The sequence below is a fragment of the Pseudoalteromonas sp. 0303 genome, from assembly GCF_013349995.1.
In the GTDB taxonomy this organism is placed as follows: Bacteria; Pseudomonadota; Gammaproteobacteria; order Enterobacterales; family Alteromonadaceae; genus Pseudoalteromonas.
Genome location: NZ_JABVXF010000025.1, coordinates 1 through 17,052 on the forward strand (window position 1 = coordinate 1; position 17,052 = coordinate 17,052).

Below are 17,052 nucleotides of genomic sequence, written 5' to 3' on the forward strand. Positions count from 1 at the left end.
ATTAGGTTAAATTTTGACATGTATGGATTCCTTATTGGTAAAAGTAATTGTCCAATCTCTTTATACCGTACTCACCCCATTTGGGGGAGGAGTCCATACATCTCCTGCCCAGTTATTAAAATAACTATGTAAGGCGCCCGCAATAATAGGGCCTGTTGCAGCCAATAAATACCCGATACATTGCGCCATACCCGATAACGCCGCAGCTTGCATTGAGTCATGAGTACGCAGGCTTACAAATGATAAGCCTAAGATAAAGCAGGCACCTGAGCAAAACCCTAAGGTGACTGACCAAAGCATAGCAAAACTAGGCGCAACTAATAATCCAACAGAACAAAGCGCGCCAAGTAATGCCAAGCTTAGGGTTAAGATGCGTTGATCTTTTAATTTGGCAAGTAGTGGAATAAGCACAATACCTGGTAGCGCTGAGGCTACTTGAAAGGCGCCTTGCAAAGCACCCGCGTGCTGCGCACTATGGCCGCCTTCTATTAAAATGCTGGGTAGCCAACCTAGCATGATATAAGTGAAAAATGAGTTAAAGCCAAGCAATAACGTAATTTGCCAAGCAAGTGCAGAGTGCCAAATTTTGCTTTGTGTATTGTTCGACACATGTGCCTGTTTTGGCATGGTATGTTGCTTAAGTTGTGGTAACCACACAACAATAGCCAGCACAACCAATAAGGCATAACTGGCAAGCGCCAATTGCCAACCAAGTTCTTTATACTCAGCCAGCGGAATGATGAGTGCTGAATAGCTGCCACCAAATATGCCCATCGCTAAAACATAACTAGACGTCATCACAGCGACTTTGTGTGGAAAGTCACGTTTTATTAAGCTTGGTAATAACACATTGCCAATCGCGATACCGACACCAATTACAGCGGTACCAATAAATAGTACGGTGGCAGAATCAATAACACGAGACACAACCCCTATGCCTATGAGTACCAGGGCAATAAACAGTGATACTTCAAGGCCGCATTTTTTAGCAAGGCTTGCAGCCATAGGTGAAGCAACAGCAAATGCAATTAAAGGTAAAGTCGTCAACATGCCGGCTTGTGATGCATTTAACTTAAATTGTTCAATGATCTGTTCAAGTACCGGTGCAATACCAGTGATAGGGGCACGTAAACTAGCTGCAATAAGAAAAATGCCCAGCACTAAAAGAAGGTTACGAATTAGATTTTGAGAAGATGACACGCTGTTTAGGAACTATAGCAATAGGTACATTTATCATACCAAAACACTAAACAGCGTGGGTGAACTATGAGATAGCTCACCAAATAATGCGGTTACTTAAAACTGATAACTTGCTGATAACATGGCGTTGCGCGGTCTACCCGGAAAGTAGCGGTCGCCACTAAATGTGGTGTAGTCAGCGCGCTCTGCATAACGCTCGTCAGTTAAATTGTTTATTCGTGCCGTCACACTAAGGTTAGCTGATAGCTGCCACGCTGCTCGTAAATTTACTAATGAGTGGCCTTGGTAACTATGCTGGTTTTCAGGGTCAGTAAAGTAGCTGCTGGTGGTATGTAGCTCAAGACCAACACGCGTCATGTCGTTTGCTTGCCAAAGTAGCTGCAAGTTCGCGATGTTACGTGGAGCAGTATCTATGAGATTACCATTGATATTAATCCCGCTGAGTAATTGGTCATAACTGTATGTATGTTTGGCGTGGCTCGCGGCTAACTGCATAGATAGACTTGGCGTAATGGCATAAGCTAACTCAAGCTCAACACCACGGTGCTGGGTTTGGCCATCATTGACGTAATAAAAATCACTGTCGCGGAAAATTACGTTCTTTTTATTCATTGCATAAAAGCTAACTACATAATGCAACTGTGCTTGTTGACCTTTTAAACCAAGCTCTAGGTTTTTAGCTGTTTCAGATTTTAGATCTGCGACATTTTGTTCACGCTGTAACTGATAAAGCTCTGCCGCTTGCGGTGCTCGATAACCTTCTGAAGCATTGGCGTAGATAAACTGGTTTTCAGCATATTGATAGCTTAAACCAAGCTTAGGCGAAAAGTTGGTAAAGCGATTTACACCGCTTTCTGGTCGAGAATAGCGACATCCACCCATTGCGCATTCTGTGCCATCTTCTTTTGTACGACCAGCCAACATATGGTTGTTGTAGTCATATCGCATACGCTCGTATCGGCCACCAAGGCTTATAAGTAACTCATCAAGTTGCCAATCAAGATTCACAAACGGTGCTAATAGGGTGCTTGTTACTTGATAATCATAATGTTTGCCTTGTGGCACGGTGGCGACTAAAAATGCTGAGCCTTTAGTTGGGCTATCTTGATATTGTAAAAAATCAGCATCCGTAAGCTCACCATCAAAGCCAACAGTTAACAGGCTAGAACCTGTTAACTTATGCTGCCAGCTTGTTTGTAGGCCAACACCTTGCTGAGCATTTTCTTCAAGGGGAGTACCCGGTAAAAAGTGCTTAAAGAAGGTCATGTTTTGATCGCGGATATAAGGCGTTAGGGTAAAGCTGTTAGCCTCATCTTGTGTCCAGTTTAGCTTTGACCAAACACGCAAAGAGCGAGCTTTACGAAATGCATCAGGATTAAAATTAGACTGAGCTATTTGCTCATCCTTATAGCTTTCAAAGCCCTCGATGTAGCCAGCTGTTTGCTGATCTAAATGGGTGTAAGTCAGGCCTGTACTTACACTTAATTTTTCGCCATCAAAACGGTGGCGTAGCGAAAGTTTTTCTTGATCAACACTTTCGTCATCACGATAACCGGTATCTCGGGTGAGCGTGGCATTAATGCCTAAACCTTGCTGGCCAAAGTCACGCCCCGTACCAAGTTTGTAGCGAGTGTAGCCAAACGAGCCATAATCAAAACCAAGTTGGTTGTGGTCATAGGTCGTATCTGGCGTGATCACGTTGACTACACCATGCACTGCATTTGAACCATAAAGGGCAGAGCCCGGGCCTTTCAGTACTTCGATACGTTCAGCCATTTCTGTGTGGGCTTCGAATAATTCATTGATGTTGCAAAAACCAGCTGCGCGAAGTGGAATACCATCTTCAGCGGTAAGTAAGCCACCGCAGGCACCAGCACCAGAAAGTACAGGCGAACGTAGAGCGGGTAAATACTCTTGGCCGTTACCGTGTTGAAGATTAGCACCGGCCACTTGCTTAAGGGCTTGTTCAATATGGGTAGGAGCGATTAGGGCTAGTTGCTTTTGTGAAATACTGCTGACCACAACTGGCAATGGATCTGCCAACACTTCGCTGCGCGAGGCGGTTGTTGTAATATGTTCTAGCTCATTATTAGCGAAAGCTTGATGGTTAAATAATGAGGTGCTCACAAGCACTGAGAGTATCGACAACTTCATGAAAACCCTTTGGTTAGGTACAACAAAAACCAAAGGGTAACTGCTTTTTAGGATGGGTAAAAGCTTTCGCGATTAATAACTTTGTCTGTTATGCGCTACGGCGATGTACGGCAAAACCTGCCAGTACTGCAACTAACCAAAATAAGCTACTGCCGCCAGTACCATTTCTGTGCGTGACATTAGCTACTTTTTCTTCTTTAACGCGGGTTTTCGTAAATAGTGCCAAAGAAGTTTAAAGAAATGTAAAGATTGGCTTTCTAATGAGTTGATATATAAGCAGTTGCGTTTTTAAATTGTAACCCTTCATCTATGATTCAGGCTAAAACGTTAGGCTTTTTATCAAGAGCAAACGTTGAGGGTCTCTATTATGAATAAATTACTTACTATCTCAGTTGCCATTTTAGGTTTGAGTTTGATGCCTATGGAAGCAAACGCGAAACATGATCGTGACCATGATAGATATGAACATAAGCACGAACGTAAAAAGCATAAAAAGCATAAAAAACACCACAAACATCACCATCATGACAGACATGATCGTTACGATAGATACGACCGTTACAGCTACCGTGATTTACCACCTGGTTTATACAAAAAAGTAGGGCATGGTGGTGGCTTACCACCAGGTTGGTATAAGCGTTATCACCATGGTGATATTCTTGACCGTGATATATATCGTCATGGGCGAGTGATTAAACGTCGCGACCGAAATGGGATTATTGCCATCGAAATCGATGACCGCCTTATTCATCTAGTACACGATACGCGAGAGATTTTATCAATTGTTACTCGCCATCGTTAATCCTGCCAAAAGCCGCTTAGCGGCTTTTTTTAGCTGTTTCATACCCAGTTCAGAAAAACTTGCTACGCTTAATTGGAACTAACAAAAGGAGCACTCGTATGAAAGCATTGTTAACAGTTGCAGTAATAGGTTTGAGCTTAGTGACGGCTGGCGCACTTGCGAAAGATAAAGACAAGGATAAAGACAAAGGTAAAAGCCTGCCACCTGGCCTAGAAAAGAAACTTGATAATGGTGGCGATTTACCACCTGGTTGGCAAAAAAAATTACGTAAAGGCGATATTCTTGACCGTGATATTTACCGCCGCGGTAAAGTGATTAAATCACGAGACAGAGATGGTCTAATTTCAATTCAAGTTGACGATACTGTCGTGCGTTTAGTGGAAGATACCCGAGAAATTATTTCTATTCTGAGCCGCTAATTTTGCTTGAATCGATCATGACTTATGGATTGAGTTCACTATTGGCCATGTTGCTAGTGGTCTCAATCTTGCCATTTTCATACTCCCAACATTACTTAATTCGCAGTTGTGACTTTGTACGCTTACAAGTGGCTTACCTTGCTTGTGCGAGTTTAATTACTGCAAGCTATTTAATCAGTCGAACGGGCTCTGTGTTTTATATTGGTTGCGCTCTGGCGAGTATCATCGTGCTGCTTTTACAAGTTGGCTGGATTTATCCTTACACAAGGCTCGCTAACAAAGAAGTTGCCTCAAGTAATAAAAGCGATAAGCACAGTATTCGTATAATGTCGGCAAATGTACTGATGTCGAACAATGAATATGACAAACTCATTGGCTTAGTTAAAACGCACCAACCTGATTTCCTCATTACGTTAGAGTCTGATCAAACTTGGCAAAATGAACTGAGCAGTTTAGAACAAGAGTACCCATATCGTGTTTACTGCCCAAAAGATAATCGTTATGGCATGCACTTGTACAGTAAGTTTAAAATCAAACAACAGCAAGTTTGTGAGCTTATAGAAAGCGATATCCCCTCAATCCATATTTTGTTTGAAGATGCCGATGGCGTAGAAGTACAAGGGCACTTTATTCACCCTGCTCCTCCGAGCCCCACAGAAGAAGACAGTTCACGACCCCGTGATACTGAGCTGATAATTTTAGCGAAAGCACTTAAAAACAGACAGCGACCTTGTATTGTTGCCGGTGATCTAAATGATGTTGCATGGTCGCGTAGTACCCGCTTGTTTATGCGTATTAGTGGTTTGTTAGACCCACGTAAAGGGAGAGGCTTTTTTAATACGTTTCATGCCAGTTATTTCTTTATGCGCTGGCCACTTGATCACCTTTTTCATAGTAATGAGTTTAGTGTTAAGCGTATTGAGCGTTTGGCTAAGTATGGCTCAGACCATTTTGCACTACTTACTGAACTTGTTTATAACCCCGATTCTGACAATCAAAAACAACAAGCGCAGATTGATAAAGAAAAAGCAGTGGATGAGTTAAAAATGCCAGCAGCGTCTAAGCAGCAAGTGCCAATGTTTGAAAAGTGATAACCTTATTCAGGGCGGACAATTAGATATAAGAAAGGGCTCTAACGAGCCCTTTTTTGTAGTTAGTCGTTGATCATAATGGTTTTGATATTAACAAATTCTCGTAGTCCAAAGCCGCCGTGTTCACGGCCATAGCCACTGTCTTTTACACCACCAAATGGTAAGTTCGGCTGCGCAAGACCATAGCCATTAATATTAACCATGCCGGTATCAAAATGGTGCTTTGCAAGCTCAATGGCTGCTTGTTCGTCTTTTGAGAAAATACCGCCACCAAGACCATAGCGAGAGTCATTAGCAATTTGCATAGCCTCATCATTATCTTTTGCTCTGATAAGCGATGCTACAGGGCCAAATAATTCATCATCATAGGCGGGCATGCCCGGTTTAATGTTTTCAAGCAGAGTCGGGGTGTAATAAAAGCCTGTGTGCTCAGCAACGTTACCGCCGGTAACAATGCTCGCACCCGCATTTACTGATTCAGTCACTTGCTGATGAAGTTTATCGCGCAGATCTTTACGGGCCATTGGACCGAGCGTGGTTTTTTCATCATTCGGATCACCAAGAACAACTTGTTCAAATTGCTCTTTAATTAAGGCTTTAAAATCATCGTATAAAGCATCAACAACAATAAAGCGTTTTGCAGCAACACAGGTTTGCCCGTTATTGATCAAGCGCCCTTGTGTACATGCGGTAATCGCGGTATTTAAGTCAGCATCATCGAGTACAACATAGGCATCGTTACTGCCAAGCTCAAGTACCGTTTTCTTAACCTGTTTACCTGCAAGCTCAGCCACTTTTTTGCCTGTTTCGTCGCTACCAGTAAATGTCACACCTCGGATAGCTGAGTGCTCAATAAGTTTGCTTGCGGTTTTGCCGTCAATCAGTAGGTTTTTAAAGCAATAGTCATCAAAGCCAGCTTGAGTAAATAATTGCTCAATTTTTTCCGCCATGCCAAATACATTGCCAGCATGTTTTAGCACCGTGGTATTACCCGCCATGATATTTGCACAAGCATAGCGAATGACTTGATAAAGCGGGAAGTTCCAAGGTTGGATACCTAAAACGACACCGATTGGTTGGTAGCTAATAATTGCACGGCCGTCTTGCATATCACGGCTTTTATCAGCAAGCACTTGTGGCCCTTGCTCTGCGGTATAGCGACAAATTGCAGCGCAAAGCTCAACTTCTTGTAGGCCTTGTTGATATAACTTGCCCATTTCATCGGTCATTAATTGGGCTAACTCTTGTTGATTAGACTCAATTACTTGTGCAAGTTGATTGAGTAATTTAGCGCGCTGCTCATGGGATGTGGTGCGCCACTTTAAAAAAGCTTGATGACATTGGTCAACTTCACTCTGTGCTTGTTGCAGCGACAATAAATTATACGTATTTAAGGTTTGCTCATTGGCTGGATTGATTGTAGTAACAGTATCAGTCATCATTATCTCCTTACAAAATTGTAGGAAAAGGTTTGCAAGGCTAATACCTAATTTTTCGCTGTTCTAGCTATTTGATTTAATTGCCTTTTATTTTAATTTAATCTTAGCTGGGCACTTTTTTTCTGTAAAAACTGCAACAGGCTGCAAAACTTACAAGGAATACGTAATGACAAATTCTGTGTTAAATACCAAGCTTGCGATTATTCAAGCGCCAATGGCGGGTGTGCAAAACGCCAAACTGACAGTGGCTGTTTGTGAAGCTGGGGGGCTTGGCTCGTTACCTTGCGCTATGCTCTCGGCTGAGCAACTAGTCTCAGAGCTTGATTACATTAGTCAGCATACGGACAAGCCGTATAACCTTAATTTCTTTTGTCATCAAACACCTGACTATACACAGGCTCAGCAAACTGCATGGCATAATGTACTTGAGCCTTATTTTGATGAGTTTGCTGTCGATGCCTCACAATTTACCCGTAACGCTTCACGTCAGCCTATTAATCAGCAAGTGATCGATATTATCGCCCCTTATAAGCCTGCCGTTGTGAGTTTTCACTTTGGTCTGCCAAGTAAAGAGATTGTTTCTCAGATTAAAGCCTGGGGCGGGACGGTTCTTTCATCAGCCACAACATTAGATGAAGCTCGCTGGCTACAAGCAAATGGTGCCGATGCGGTTATTGCACAAGGGATTGAAGCTGGTGGTCATCGAGGCCATTTTTTATCGATGGATTTATCGCTACAACCAACCACTGTGCAATTAGTACGAGAGTGTGTAAAGCTTGATATTCCCGTAATTGCAGCAGGTGGAATTTGCACAGCGGAAGATGTAGCTCAGTACCAAGCATTAGGTGTATCTGCTGTGCAGGTAGGGAGCGCTTACTTACTTTGCGAAGAAGCGACAACAAGTGCTTTACATCGTGAAGTATTAAAAACGGTTAAGCCAAATTCAACTGAATTGACAACCTTATTCTCTGGCCGACCGGCCCGAGGAATACGCAACAGAGTGATGCAAGAGTTAGGCGCGATGCCAGAGCAGGCGCCGCCTTTTCCGTATGCATCGATTGCGATGACGGCATTACGTGCAAAAGCAGAGGCTAAAGGCGACAGTGGTTTTTCACCGCTTTGGTGTGGTGAGCGCTTTGTGGCTCGAGAAGGTATTAACGCCCTGCAAATTACTGAATTACTAATGCAAGGTTGGCAATCTTGACAGATACCCAGTTACTTCCACTAGGTGATAGTTATCATCAGCTAGCCTGTGAATTTCGTAACAAACTTGCAAGGCAATGCGCTATAAAGCGGTACGCTAAAGGTGATGTTTTATTGCAGCAAGGCGACGAACAAGATGCAGGTTACTTAATTATATCTGGGGTGCTTGGGGCGTTACATGCATCCTCGCAGGGGGCGCAAAAGTGTAAAGAGTTTTACTTTCAAGATGAATTTGTATTACTTTATGGTAACTGGTTAACTAAAGCTCCAGCGCTTTATCAGCTAAAAGTAATACGTGATGCTGAGCTTATTAAGGTGCCTTTGGTTTTATTTGATAGTACCGACTGGCAAGTAATAAAACATAAACTAATTAGTCAGCAATTATTGTTTAAAGAAGCAAAAGAAGCGTTTTTATTACTCAATACTCCTGAGCAGCGTTACCAATATTTACTAGAACAAAAGCCGCATTGGCTTGAACAACTGAGTTTAAACGAGGTTGCTATGTATTTAGGGATCTCTGCGATTTCTTTATCGCGAATTAGACGGCGTCTTAACTTAAGTTAAGGCGCAGCAAAATAGTGAACATTACACTGCTGATTTTTCAGGAGTCGTTATGTTTATTTTATCTCAGTGCTTAGTTGCCATTGCCACATTACTCGATTTGGCTTCATTTCAGTTTAAACAAAGGCAGGCAATTTTAGCTTGTTTGTTTAGCTCGGTTCTACTGACATCTGTGCACTTTATGCTGCTCGATAACTTTAGTGCAGCTAGCTTAATGCTGATTGCAGCACTACGTTATGGCTATTGTATTTTTGCCCGCAAAAGCTGGGTGATGATAGCTTTTATGCTTTTGAGTATTAGCGCAGTACTATTTACTTGGCAAAGCTGGGTTAGCTTTATCGCGTTGTCGGCAACATTACTGCAAACTTATGCTTCATTCCAAGGCAAAGATTTTACCTTACGCATACTGATGATTGTTGGCACGATTGGTTGGATAGCCCATAACGCTTTGGTTTTTTCACCACTAGCAGTGGTAATGGAAACGGTATTTTTAGTAAGTAATTTAGTGGGCTTATGGCGCTTTTATGTTCACCCTAAGCCCGCTTAAATTTGATTTAAGACTTACCTAGCATGCGACTAAGCATGCCATCTTTGTCAACAAACTGGTGTTTAAGTGCTGCGGCAATGTGCAAGGCTAAAATCACCACAATGATTAGCACTGAACTGTGGTGTACAAAGCTGCCTGCATCAGCAAGCCAAGGTGTTTTCTCTGGTGCACTCAATAGCTCAAACTCAAAGAAGCTAATTGCACGACCGCCCGCATAGCTCATGATAAAGCCAGAAAGCGGCATAGCCAGAGTAGCAAGTAACAATAAGCCATGAGTGAGGTGAGCAACTGCTGTTTGCCATTTAGACATTGCAGATGTTGCAGGTAATGCACCTTCTTTAATACGCCAAATAAGGGTTGCGTAAAGTAATGTAAAGTAACTCAAAGAGTGTCAGCAATGAGTTTTAATAAAAAGGTTTCGCGCTGAATCGATAGGCCCTGCTTTTCACTCATTGCCATGGTGGTTTCGTTATGCGCGATGGCATCAAAAATATTCACCCACTTAGGGTGCATGCCATTTTGCACTTCGTAATGCTCCATTTTTGGGTCTGCAAATTCATCGCTAATTTCACAGTAGTAGCAATAGGATTTGATATGAACACAATTAAAGTCGTCTTTATACCAAGGCCTAACTTCTTCATATAATCCTAGTGGCTGCTTTATTTGAATTTGTAATGCGCCTGTTTCTTCATGTAACTCTCGTAGAAGTCCTTGTTCAATGCTTTCGCCTTCATCAACGCCACCACCTGGTAGGCTATAGTCATCATAACGGGCGGTGTATAAAAGTAGTATTTGTTCACCTTTTAAAACAATGGCGCGGGCAGTGTTACGAATAAACACCGTGCCATAGTCATTACTTAAACTTGGGTGAATTACTTTTCTTAATAACTTCATAGAATTACAACTTTAAATTAATGCGAGTACAGCTTAGCTTAATATTGAACGTGCCATAATAACCTTTTTTCCGCATTTAATTCATTATGCTTACCCCAAATTGAAACTAATAAGGTAATATAACTGGAATTAAGAACTATTTAGGTATCTAGCGCATATAGTTTTCATTTGCTTATAACTGTGCGTAGAATGATTAAAAAAGCTTAGGGAATGAATATGTTAAACGTACTTTTGGTTGATGATGACAGTGAATTTAGTGATGTAGTTTGTCACATTGTTGAGTTCCTCGGGCACAATATAAATACCGCAGCGAACCTTGCTGAAGCGGAGCAATGGTTTGAAAACAATACGTTTGACCATGTTTTTTTAGATTTCATGTTGCCTGATGGCAGCGGCCTTCATTTACTTGAACATTTAAAAGCTATCGGTCAATCGCCTCGTGTTACGTTAATTTCAGGGCACCCTTCAGTTAAAGGTAAGCTGGCTGAAATGTGTGAACCAAATGTAGGCCACCTAGTTAAGCCACTGCAACACGAAGACATTGAGCGTGTACTTAACCCTAAAAAAGCAAGTCCTAAGAAAAAAGCAACGCCAGCGATTAAACGCCACTTCGGCACCTTAATTGGTGAATCTGAGGTGATGCAAAAGCTTTACACTATGATCGAACGCGTTGCCGCGACCTCAGCCAATGTAATGTTGATGGGTGAAAGTGGGGCAGGTAAAGAAGTGGTGGCGCAGGCGATACACAATGCGACTGACTGTGATGGTCCGCTAGTGGCAACCAACTGTGGTGCATTTTCAAAAGAGCTGATTGGTAGCGAGCTTTTTGGTCATGAAAAGGGCGCGTTTACAGGGGCTATTGCGCGTAAAGAGGGTGTGTTTGAGCAAGCTGCTGGCGGTACTTTGTTTTTAGATGAAGTGACCGAAATGCCAATTGATATGCAGCCAAACTTACTACGCGTGCTTGAAAGCAAAAAAGTAACCCGCGTGGGGGGCACCAAAGAGCAAGCAGTGAATTGCCGTGTTATTTCTGCAACCAACCGCACCTTGACCGATCTTGCGCAAAACAATGTTATCCGTGAAGATATTTACTTTCGTTTAGCGGTATTCCCAATTGATATTCCACCGCTTCGTGAGCGAAAAGAAGATATTCCACTGCTTGCAAGCGCCTTTTTAGAGCAACTTAATGAAGAAAACGGCACTGACTTTAAATGGCAAGCGGCGCAAATCAAAGAGCTTGAAGCCCATGATTGGCCAGGGAACGTACGTGAACTTCGTCACGCTATTCACCGCGCCTTTATTATGAGTGACCCTAAAGGCACTGCTATTACCTTACCTGAATCGCTAGAGTCGCCATTTTCTAAAGTGAATAAAGAGAGCCAAGCAAACCAAGTTGTTGCAGGGCAAACCATTGAAGAAGTTGAAAAAGAATTGATCCACGCTACTTTAGATAAAGTACAAGGTAATAAGACGATTGCAGCACAAATGCTGGGGATCAGTACGAAAACACTTTATAACCGTTTAAATGCTTATGGAGGCATTGGCGAATACAAATAAAAGGATAGCTATGAATAATAACGAGTCTTTACGAAAAATGGTGCACGATGCCCGTGCGCCGCTGAACCGTATTTCAATGAATGCAGAGTTAGTTAAGCTCGTATTAGAAAATGATATGCCAAAACAAAAAGCACTAGAGGCATTAAATAAAATAATAGCTAATTGTCAGCAGTGTAGTGAGCAATTACAGGAAATAAGCGACACTCACGCAGCTGATTAAGCACTTAAAAACTGGGAAGCAAATGCAAAAACAAAAAGGAAAAATAGCAGTCAGTTGGGCTGGCTTTATTGCCGTGGTTCTGTGTATCGTGGTGGCTAATGCGTTTTTAGCCCTTAATAGCATTCGCTCACTCACAGAAACACAAAGTAGTCTTGATAACACCAACTCGCTTAACACAGCGATTGAGCGTTTGCATTTATCTGTAGTGCAAGCTGAGTCAGGTCAGCGTGGTTATCTACTTACTGACCGAGAAGATTATTTACTGCCTTACAATGATGCAATCGCTTCAATGCAGGCGCAGATCATGCTTGTGAAAAGTTTGCATTCTGAAATTGAAGGTCAAGCAGACCGCATTGCTCGTTTAATATATTTAGTAAACGACAAAGTGGCAGTGATGACTAAAACCACCGATCTGGCCCTTGCAAATAAAGACGTTAAAGCTCGCCGCTTGTTATTAACTGACCAAGGTCGCGATTTATATAAAGATATCCGCGCTGCAGTTGATGAAATTCAAATGCGTGAACTGAACTTTAAAATAGAGCAGTTTGCAAAGCTTTCTGAGATTAGAAATGAAGCTAAGCTAACATTTGCGATTACGGCTGTGACCAGTACCTTATTGATTATAGGTATGTTTGTATTAACTCGTATTAACCAACGTAACCAAGCTAAATATAGAGCTGAACTTGAAAGCCAAAATGAGAATCTAGCGGCAAAAGTCGCAGAGCGCACCCAAGAGCTAACCATATATTCAGACGAGTTAAGCCGCTCTAACAGAGAGTTAGAAGACTTTGCTTTTGTTGCAAGCCATGATTTACAAGAGCCACTGCGTAAGATTCAAGCTTTTAGTGACCGCCTCGAAAAGATGTTTAAAGATGAGCTTGGTGAAAAAGGCGTTGATTATATTAGCCGCATGAAAAATGCTGCTCAGCGTATGTCTAATTTGATTAATGACCTACTCGAATTCTCACGTGTAACCACCCGTGGTAAAGACTTTATTGATACTGATTTAAATGAAGTTGTTGCAGAAGTTCTTGATGCTCTTGAAATTGCGATAAAAGAATCTGAGACCACGGTTAATCTCGACACTTTACCGCATATTCAAGCCGATCCAAGCCAAATGCTGCAATTGTTCTTAAATATTCTTTCTAATGCTGTGAAGTTTAGGCGTGAGGATGTTGCGCCTGTGATTGATATTACATACCAGCGAACGTCAGAATTTAGCGAAACTCACAATAGCGATGTGGAGTGGGAAGTTATTACAATTTCAGATAACGGCATAGGTTTTTCTGAAGAGTACCTCGAAAAAATATTTGTTCCGTTCCAGCGGTTACATGGTCGTTCACAATATAAAGGCACAGGCATAGGATTATCGGTTTGTCGGCGTATTGTTGAACGTCATGGCGGAGAAATAACTGCAAGTAGTCGCGTTGGTGAGGGTGCAAGCTTCACTCTTAAATTACCCGTGGAAACATCGCTTTTCACATTACAAGGAGAGGCGTAATGCCACTTAATAAAGTTAAACCAATTACCATTTTAATGGCCGATGACGACGAAGATGATCGTTTATTAACCCAAGATGCATTGGCCGAAAGCCGTGTATTAAACGAGCTGTTTTTTGTTGAAGACGGTGTAGAACTGCTTGAATACCTTGAGCGTAAAGGCAAATTTAGTGAAAAAGAAAACTCGCCTCGTCCGGGCTTGATTCTACTTGATTTAAACATGCCGCGTATGGATGGCCGAGAAGCTTTACAAGCCATCAAAGCCAACCCTAACTTGAAGGGCATACCGGTTGTGATTTTAACCACATCAAAACAAGAAGAAGATATGGTTAAAGGCTACGACTTGGGCGCTGCATCATACATCACTAAACCGGTTACTTTTGAAGGTTTAGTTGAGTTAATGCAAACACTAGGGAAATACTGGGTAGAGTTTGTAGAGCTGCCAACATCACAAAACGATTAAGTCCAATTCGCATAAATACTTAATTAAGCAAATTGGAATAAGGAATAAGAATGTTAGACAAGGTAACCCGATTACTCTTAGTAGAAGACGACGAAGACGATTATATTCTTACTTGCGACTACCTAGACCAATTAGGTTCCCATACATTCGATGTTGAGTGGTTAAGTTGCCCTGAAAAGGCCATTAGTGAGCTTAGCGAAAACAAACATGATATTTGTTTGTTAGATTATCGCTTAGGCGCATCAGATGGCCTCGAAGTACTAAAACGGGCTGTGGCAAATGGCTTTCGCGGCCCGATTATCATGCTAACCGGGCAATCAGATGAAGCTCTCGATTCTGCAGCGCTCGATGCCGGTGCGGTTGATTATCTGGTTAAAAGCGAGATGAACTCTAGCCGCTTTGCCCGTGCTATACGCTACGCTTTAGCTCGCCGAGATGTTGAAGATGAACGTGTTGAGCGTTTAAAAGCAGAAGCTGAAAACCGCTCTAAAGACCGCTTTTTGGCCCATTTGAGTCATGAGTTACGCACACCTCTGTCTTCTATCTTGGGTTACACAGAGTTACTCATGCAAAGTGATAAAAATCACCATGCTCAAAATGAGTTGGGTGTGATTTACCGAAATGGTAAACACTTACTGAGTTTGCTTAATGATGTGCTCGACCTATCAAAGATTGCTGCCGATAAACTGGAGCTCAATTGCAGTGATATTAACTTAGATAGCCTAATGGCTGACGTTTATACCTTAATGCGCGTTTCTGCGCTTGATAAAGGCTTATCGCTTAAGTTTGAGTCGCAGCAAGCTCTGCCTTTAGTTATAAACACAGACGCTACTCGGTTACGCCAAATCCTAATTAACATCATCAACAACGCAATCAAGTTTACCAACCAAGGCGAGATCACAGTGCGAGCTTGGACTGCTTGGATTAATGAACGAGAAATGCTGTTTTTTAGTATTAAAGACACAGGCCTTGGTATTCCAGCTGAAAAACAAGCTTTGATCTTTAAACCATTTGAACAAATTGCTGATGTAGAATCACGAGATGTCGGTGGAGCAGGGTTGGGCCTTGCTATTTGTTCAGAGTTACTTAGTCGTATGCAAGGTTCTATTGAGCTTGAATCAACCCAAGGTGTGGGTTCTGAATTTACCCTTTCGATTTACCCTGGCAACATTCGCGATGTTGAGCGCCAAGTGCTGCGCTTTGATTCAAACCCCGATTGCCAGCAAAAACTAGCAACGTTAAAAACCACTGGGCGAGTATTAGTGGTCGACGACCTAAAAGATTTACGTAATCTCGTTGGTCATATGATCACCAGTACTGGCGCAGAAGTGGATTATGCAGAACACGGTAAACAAGCAATTGAAAAAGTAGCTAATGCAGAGCAAGCGGGTAAGCCTTTTGATATTGTATTTATTGATTTGCATATGCCGGTTATGGGCGGCAAAGAGGCTACCATTGAGCTTCGTAAAATGGGCTATCAAGGGCCAATTATCGCGCTTACAGCTGCCACCATGAAAGGGGTGAAAACTGAGTTAAGTGCGCTTGGCTTTAACGATATGATTGCAAAACCGGTTGATTCTGGGTTGCTTTACCAAGTTCTCAATCATTACATTTGCGAAGGCAATACAGAACCAGTAGTTGAGCAAGACGACAGCCCTGAAGTGACCTTACAGAGTACGCGCTATTTATTGGTTGAGGACGACGGTGATGCAGCGCAAATCACTCAATTATTGCTTGAAAGTTTAGGTGTTGAAACTGTTATAGCACCAAGTTGTGCTGCGTGTCTTGCGACACTGAGTGACGATCAAAATTTTGCTAAAGTGTTACTTGATATGCACTTGCCGGATGGCGAAGGGCTTGATTTAGCTCGCGAAATTAAACAGCGCCACCCTGACTTAAATCTAGTCATTGTTAGTGGCGCAGAGCCAGAGCCTGAAAAAATTGAACAACTTGAGATTGAACAAGTGCTATTAAAGCCAATTAACCTTGGCTTGTTATCTGAGCTGATTGGCGGCTAATTGAATGCCGAACTACCAGTTCCGGTTCAAATAGCGTTTGTAGTGGTGGGGTTTGTTTTTGATAAACATGATTTAACACCCAATCTGCTGCCATGCGACCCATCTCATCTATTGGGTAATTAACGGTGCTCAATTGTGGGTAAACGTGACGGGTGAAAAATACGTTATCGTAACCCATAATCGACAATTGCTTAGGTAAAGTTAACCCTAAATCGCGCGCGCTAGCCATGGCACCTACTGCCATTTCATCATTGGCACAGATAAGCGCAGTGAATGGGTGCGTTTGTTGATGAAGCGCTTTTAAACCTTCATAACCACTCGCTTCCATGAAGTCACCTTGGAATAAGAGGTTTTCATCAAACTCAAGATTAAACTCAGCAAGAGCCTGTTTATGACCTTCTAAGCGGTCTTTAGCATCTCGTTTCCATAGCGGCCCGCTGATGTAGGCAATATCTTTATGACCTTGTTCTAAAACATGTTTCGCAGCTAAGTAACCGCCTTTAATATTGTTAAGTAAAATACAGCGATCACTGAGTTCACTGATATAGCGGTTGATCAATACAAATGGCGTACGGCCTTTACTGAGTTTTATAAGGTAATCGTCGCTGACCGCTTCCACATGTAAAATAAGGCCATCGCAGTTACGGCTAATCAAAAACTCAATTCCTTGTTTTTCACGCTCTTCATCACTGTGGCCTGCAGCAATAATCAAATGCTTGCCTTGATTCCGAAAGGTATTTTCAATACCACTCATCATAGGCCCGTAAAACGGACCCTGTAATTCAGAGACCAGTAGGCCAACACTGTTCGAGCAATTTGATGCTAATGATTGAGCAATTGAGTTAGGTCTATAGCCAAGCTCATCCATTGCGGCAGTGACCTTTTTACGAGTTGCATCACTGACATTTGCATTGTTGTTCATTACTCGTGAAACGGTTGCAAGAGAAACACCTGCTAGTTTCGACACCTCGTAAATGGTGGCCAT

18 protein-coding genes are annotated in these 17,052 nt (G+C 42.3%); 11 read left to right on the plus strand and 7 right to left on the minus strand.

Features of this window, described 5'->3' with window-relative positions; translation table 11 throughout:
* Positions 1-60: 60 nt before the first annotated feature.
* The 3 genes from HUS62_RS15510 to HUS62_RS15520 all read right to left on the minus strand — a co-directional run bounded on the left by HUS62_RS15510 (position 61) and on the right by HUS62_RS15520 (position 3,580).
* Positions 61-1,200 carry an MFS transporter gene (locus HUS62_RS15510; protein ID WP_175080230.1) on the minus strand — a complete coding sequence of 380 codons (1,140 nt, stop codon included), beginning with the start codon at positions 1,198-1,200 and terminating at the stop codon, positions 61-63.
* 96 nt (positions 1,201-1,296) lie between these two features.
* Entirely contained in the window at positions 1,297-3,354 is a 2,058-nt protein-coding gene (locus HUS62_RS15515) for a TonB-dependent receptor (RefSeq protein WP_175080231.1), read from the minus strand.
* 88 nt (positions 3,355-3,442) lie between these two features.
* A complete protein-coding gene (locus HUS62_RS15520) occupies positions 3,443-3,580 on the minus strand; it encodes a hypothetical protein (RefSeq protein ID WP_175080233.1) in 138 nt (45 codons plus the stop codon).
* A gap of 141 nt (positions 3,581-3,721) precedes the next feature.
* Here HUS62_RS15520 and HUS62_RS15525 point away from each other — a divergent pair, with 141 nt between their 5' ends.
* The 3 genes from HUS62_RS15525 (at position 3,722) to HUS62_RS15535 (ending at position 5,666) form a co-directional block, all read left to right on the plus strand.
* A complete protein-coding gene (locus HUS62_RS15525; protein WP_175080235.1) occupies positions 3,722-4,156 on the plus strand; it encodes a hypothetical protein in 435 nt (144 codons plus the stop codon).
* A 98-nt stretch (positions 4,157-4,254) separates the two neighbouring features.
* A complete protein-coding gene (locus HUS62_RS15530) occupies positions 4,255-4,575 on the plus strand; it encodes a hypothetical protein (RefSeq protein ID WP_062566111.1) in 321 nt (106 codons plus the stop codon).
* Positions 4,576-4,592: 17 nt separating this feature from the next.
* Positions 4,593-5,666 carry an endonuclease/exonuclease/phosphatase family protein gene (locus tag HUS62_RS15535; protein WP_175080289.1) on the plus strand — a complete coding sequence of 358 codons (1,074 nt, stop codon included), beginning with the start codon at positions 4,593-4,595 and terminating at the stop codon, positions 5,664-5,666.
* Between the two features lie 62 nt (positions 5,667-5,728).
* Here HUS62_RS15535 and HUS62_RS15540 read toward each other — a convergent pair whose 3' ends face one another.
* Entirely contained in the window at positions 5,729-7,105 is a 1,377-nt protein-coding gene (locus HUS62_RS15540) for an NAD-dependent succinate-semialdehyde dehydrogenase (RefSeq protein WP_175080237.1), read from the minus strand.
* 166 nt (positions 7,106-7,271) lie between these two features.
* Between HUS62_RS15540 and HUS62_RS15545 the strand changes: the two genes are divergently transcribed.
* From HUS62_RS15545 to HUS62_RS15555, 3 genes are read left to right on the plus strand one after another with little or no spacing between them, the layout of a single operon-like run.
* Positions 7,272-8,309, plus strand: a complete 1,038-nt coding sequence (locus HUS62_RS15545) for a nitronate monooxygenase family protein (RefSeq protein ID WP_175080239.1) — start codon at positions 7,272-7,274, stop codon at positions 8,307-8,309.
* Positions 8,306-8,872 (plus strand): Crp/Fnr family transcriptional regulator, encoded by a 567-nt coding sequence (locus tag HUS62_RS15550; protein ID WP_175080241.1) that lies wholly within the window; start codon positions 8,306-8,308, stop codon positions 8,870-8,872. Before HUS62_RS15545 ends, HUS62_RS15550 begins: the two co-directional genes overlap by 4 nt.
* Positions 8,873-8,921: 49 nt before the next feature.
* Complete coding sequence (locus HUS62_RS15555) at positions 8,922-9,416, plus strand: YgjV family protein (RefSeq protein ID WP_175080242.1); 495 nt, start codon at positions 8,922-8,924, stop codon at positions 9,414-9,416.
* A gap of 7 nt (positions 9,417-9,423) precedes the next feature.
* Here the strand turns inward: HUS62_RS15555 and HUS62_RS15560 are convergent, their stop codons facing one another.
* Both HUS62_RS15560 and HUS62_RS15565 read right to left on the minus strand, forming a co-directional pair.
* Entirely contained in the window at positions 9,424-9,801 is a 378-nt protein-coding gene (locus HUS62_RS15560) for a cytochrome b (protein ID WP_258536793.1), read from the minus strand.
* The gene (locus tag HUS62_RS15565; RefSeq protein WP_175080244.1) at positions 9,798-10,310 is read right to left on the minus strand and encodes an NUDIX hydrolase; all 513 of its coding nucleotides are present in this window, start codon (positions 10,308-10,310) and stop codon (positions 9,798-9,800) included. Before HUS62_RS15565 ends, HUS62_RS15560 begins: the two co-directional genes overlap by 4 nt.
* 216 nt (positions 10,311-10,526) lie before the next feature.
* On the opposite strand from HUS62_RS15565, the gene HUS62_RS15570 reads away from it, so the two are divergent.
* From HUS62_RS15570 to HUS62_RS15590, 5 genes are read left to right on the plus strand one after another with little or no spacing between them, the layout of a single operon-like run.
* Complete coding sequence (locus tag HUS62_RS15570; RefSeq protein WP_175080245.1) at positions 10,527-11,867, plus strand: sigma-54 dependent transcriptional regulator; 1,341 nt, start codon at positions 10,527-10,529, stop codon at positions 11,865-11,867.
* Positions 11,868-11,877: 10 nt separating this feature from the next.
* Positions 11,878-12,087, plus strand: coding sequence for a histidine kinase (locus HUS62_RS15575; protein WP_175080246.1), 210 nt, complete (start codon positions 11,878-11,880; stop codon positions 12,085-12,087).
* Positions 12,088-12,109: 22 nt separating this feature from the next.
* Positions 12,110-13,588, plus strand: coding sequence for an ATP-binding protein (locus HUS62_RS15580; protein ID WP_175080247.1), 1,479 nt, complete (start codon positions 12,110-12,112; stop codon positions 13,586-13,588).
* Positions 13,588-14,049, plus strand: a complete 462-nt coding sequence (locus tag HUS62_RS15585) for a response regulator (RefSeq protein ID WP_062566100.1) — start codon at positions 13,588-13,590, stop codon at positions 14,047-14,049. Before HUS62_RS15580 ends, HUS62_RS15585 begins: the two co-directional genes overlap by 1 nt.
* Before the next feature lie 50 nt (positions 14,050-14,099).
* Positions 14,100-16,067 carry a response regulator gene (locus HUS62_RS15590; RefSeq protein ID WP_175080248.1) on the plus strand — a complete coding sequence of 656 codons (1,968 nt, stop codon included), beginning with the start codon at positions 14,100-14,102 and terminating at the stop codon, positions 16,065-16,067.
* Here the strand turns inward: HUS62_RS15590 and HUS62_RS15595 are convergent.
* Complete coding sequence (locus HUS62_RS15595) at positions 16,030-17,052, minus strand: LacI family DNA-binding transcriptional regulator (RefSeq protein ID WP_175080249.1); 1,023 nt, start codon at positions 17,050-17,052, stop codon at positions 16,030-16,032. The two genes, HUS62_RS15590 and HUS62_RS15595, sit on opposite strands and share 38 nt — an antisense overlap.

Bases quoted from the DNA above. Each gene is read 5' to 3' on its own strand.
- HUS62_RS15515 (WP_175080231.1), bottom strand. From the start codon at position 3,354: ATGAAGTTGTCGATACTCTCAGTGCTTGTGAGCACCTCATTATTTAAC.
- HUS62_RS15525 (WP_175080235.1), top strand. From the start codon at position 3,722: ATGAATAAATTACTTACTATCTCAGTTGCCATTTTAGGTTTGAGTTTG.
- HUS62_RS15530 (WP_062566111.1), top strand. From the start codon at position 4,255: ATGAAAGCATTGTTAACAGTTGCAGTAATAGGTTTGAGCTTAGTGACG.
- HUS62_RS15535 (WP_175080289.1), top strand. From the start codon at position 4,593: ATGACTTATGGATTGAGTTCACTATTGGCCATGTTGCTAGTGGTCTCA.
- HUS62_RS15540 (WP_175080237.1), bottom strand. From the start codon at position 7,105: ATGACTGATACTGTTACTACAATCAATCCAGCCAATGAGCAAACCTTA.
- HUS62_RS15545 (WP_175080239.1), top strand. From the start codon at position 7,272: ATGACAAATTCTGTGTTAAATACCAAGCTTGCGATTATTCAAGCGCCA.
- HUS62_RS15555 (WP_175080242.1), top strand. From the start codon at position 8,922: ATGTTTATTTTATCTCAGTGCTTAGTTGCCATTGCCACATTACTCGAT.
- HUS62_RS15565 (WP_175080244.1), bottom strand. From the start codon at position 10,310: ATGAAGTTATTAAGAAAAGTAATTCACCCAAGTTTAAGTAATGACTAT.
- HUS62_RS15570 (WP_175080245.1), top strand. From the start codon at position 10,527: ATGTTAAACGTACTTTTGGTTGATGATGACAGTGAATTTAGTGATGTA.
- HUS62_RS15575 (WP_175080246.1), top strand. From the start codon at position 11,878: ATGAATAATAACGAGTCTTTACGAAAAATGGTGCACGATGCCCGTGCG.
- HUS62_RS15580 (WP_175080247.1), top strand. From the start codon at position 12,110: ATGCAAAAACAAAAAGGAAAAATAGCAGTCAGTTGGGCTGGCTTTATT.
- HUS62_RS15585 (WP_062566100.1), top strand. From the start codon at position 13,588: ATGCCACTTAATAAAGTTAAACCAATTACCATTTTAATGGCCGATGAC.
- HUS62_RS15590 (WP_175080248.1), top strand. From the start codon at position 14,100: ATGTTAGACAAGGTAACCCGATTACTCTTAGTAGAAGACGACGAAGAC.
- HUS62_RS15595 (WP_175080249.1), bottom strand. From the start codon at position 17,052: ATGGCCACCATTTACGAGGTGTCGAAACTAGCAGGTGTTTCTCTTGCA.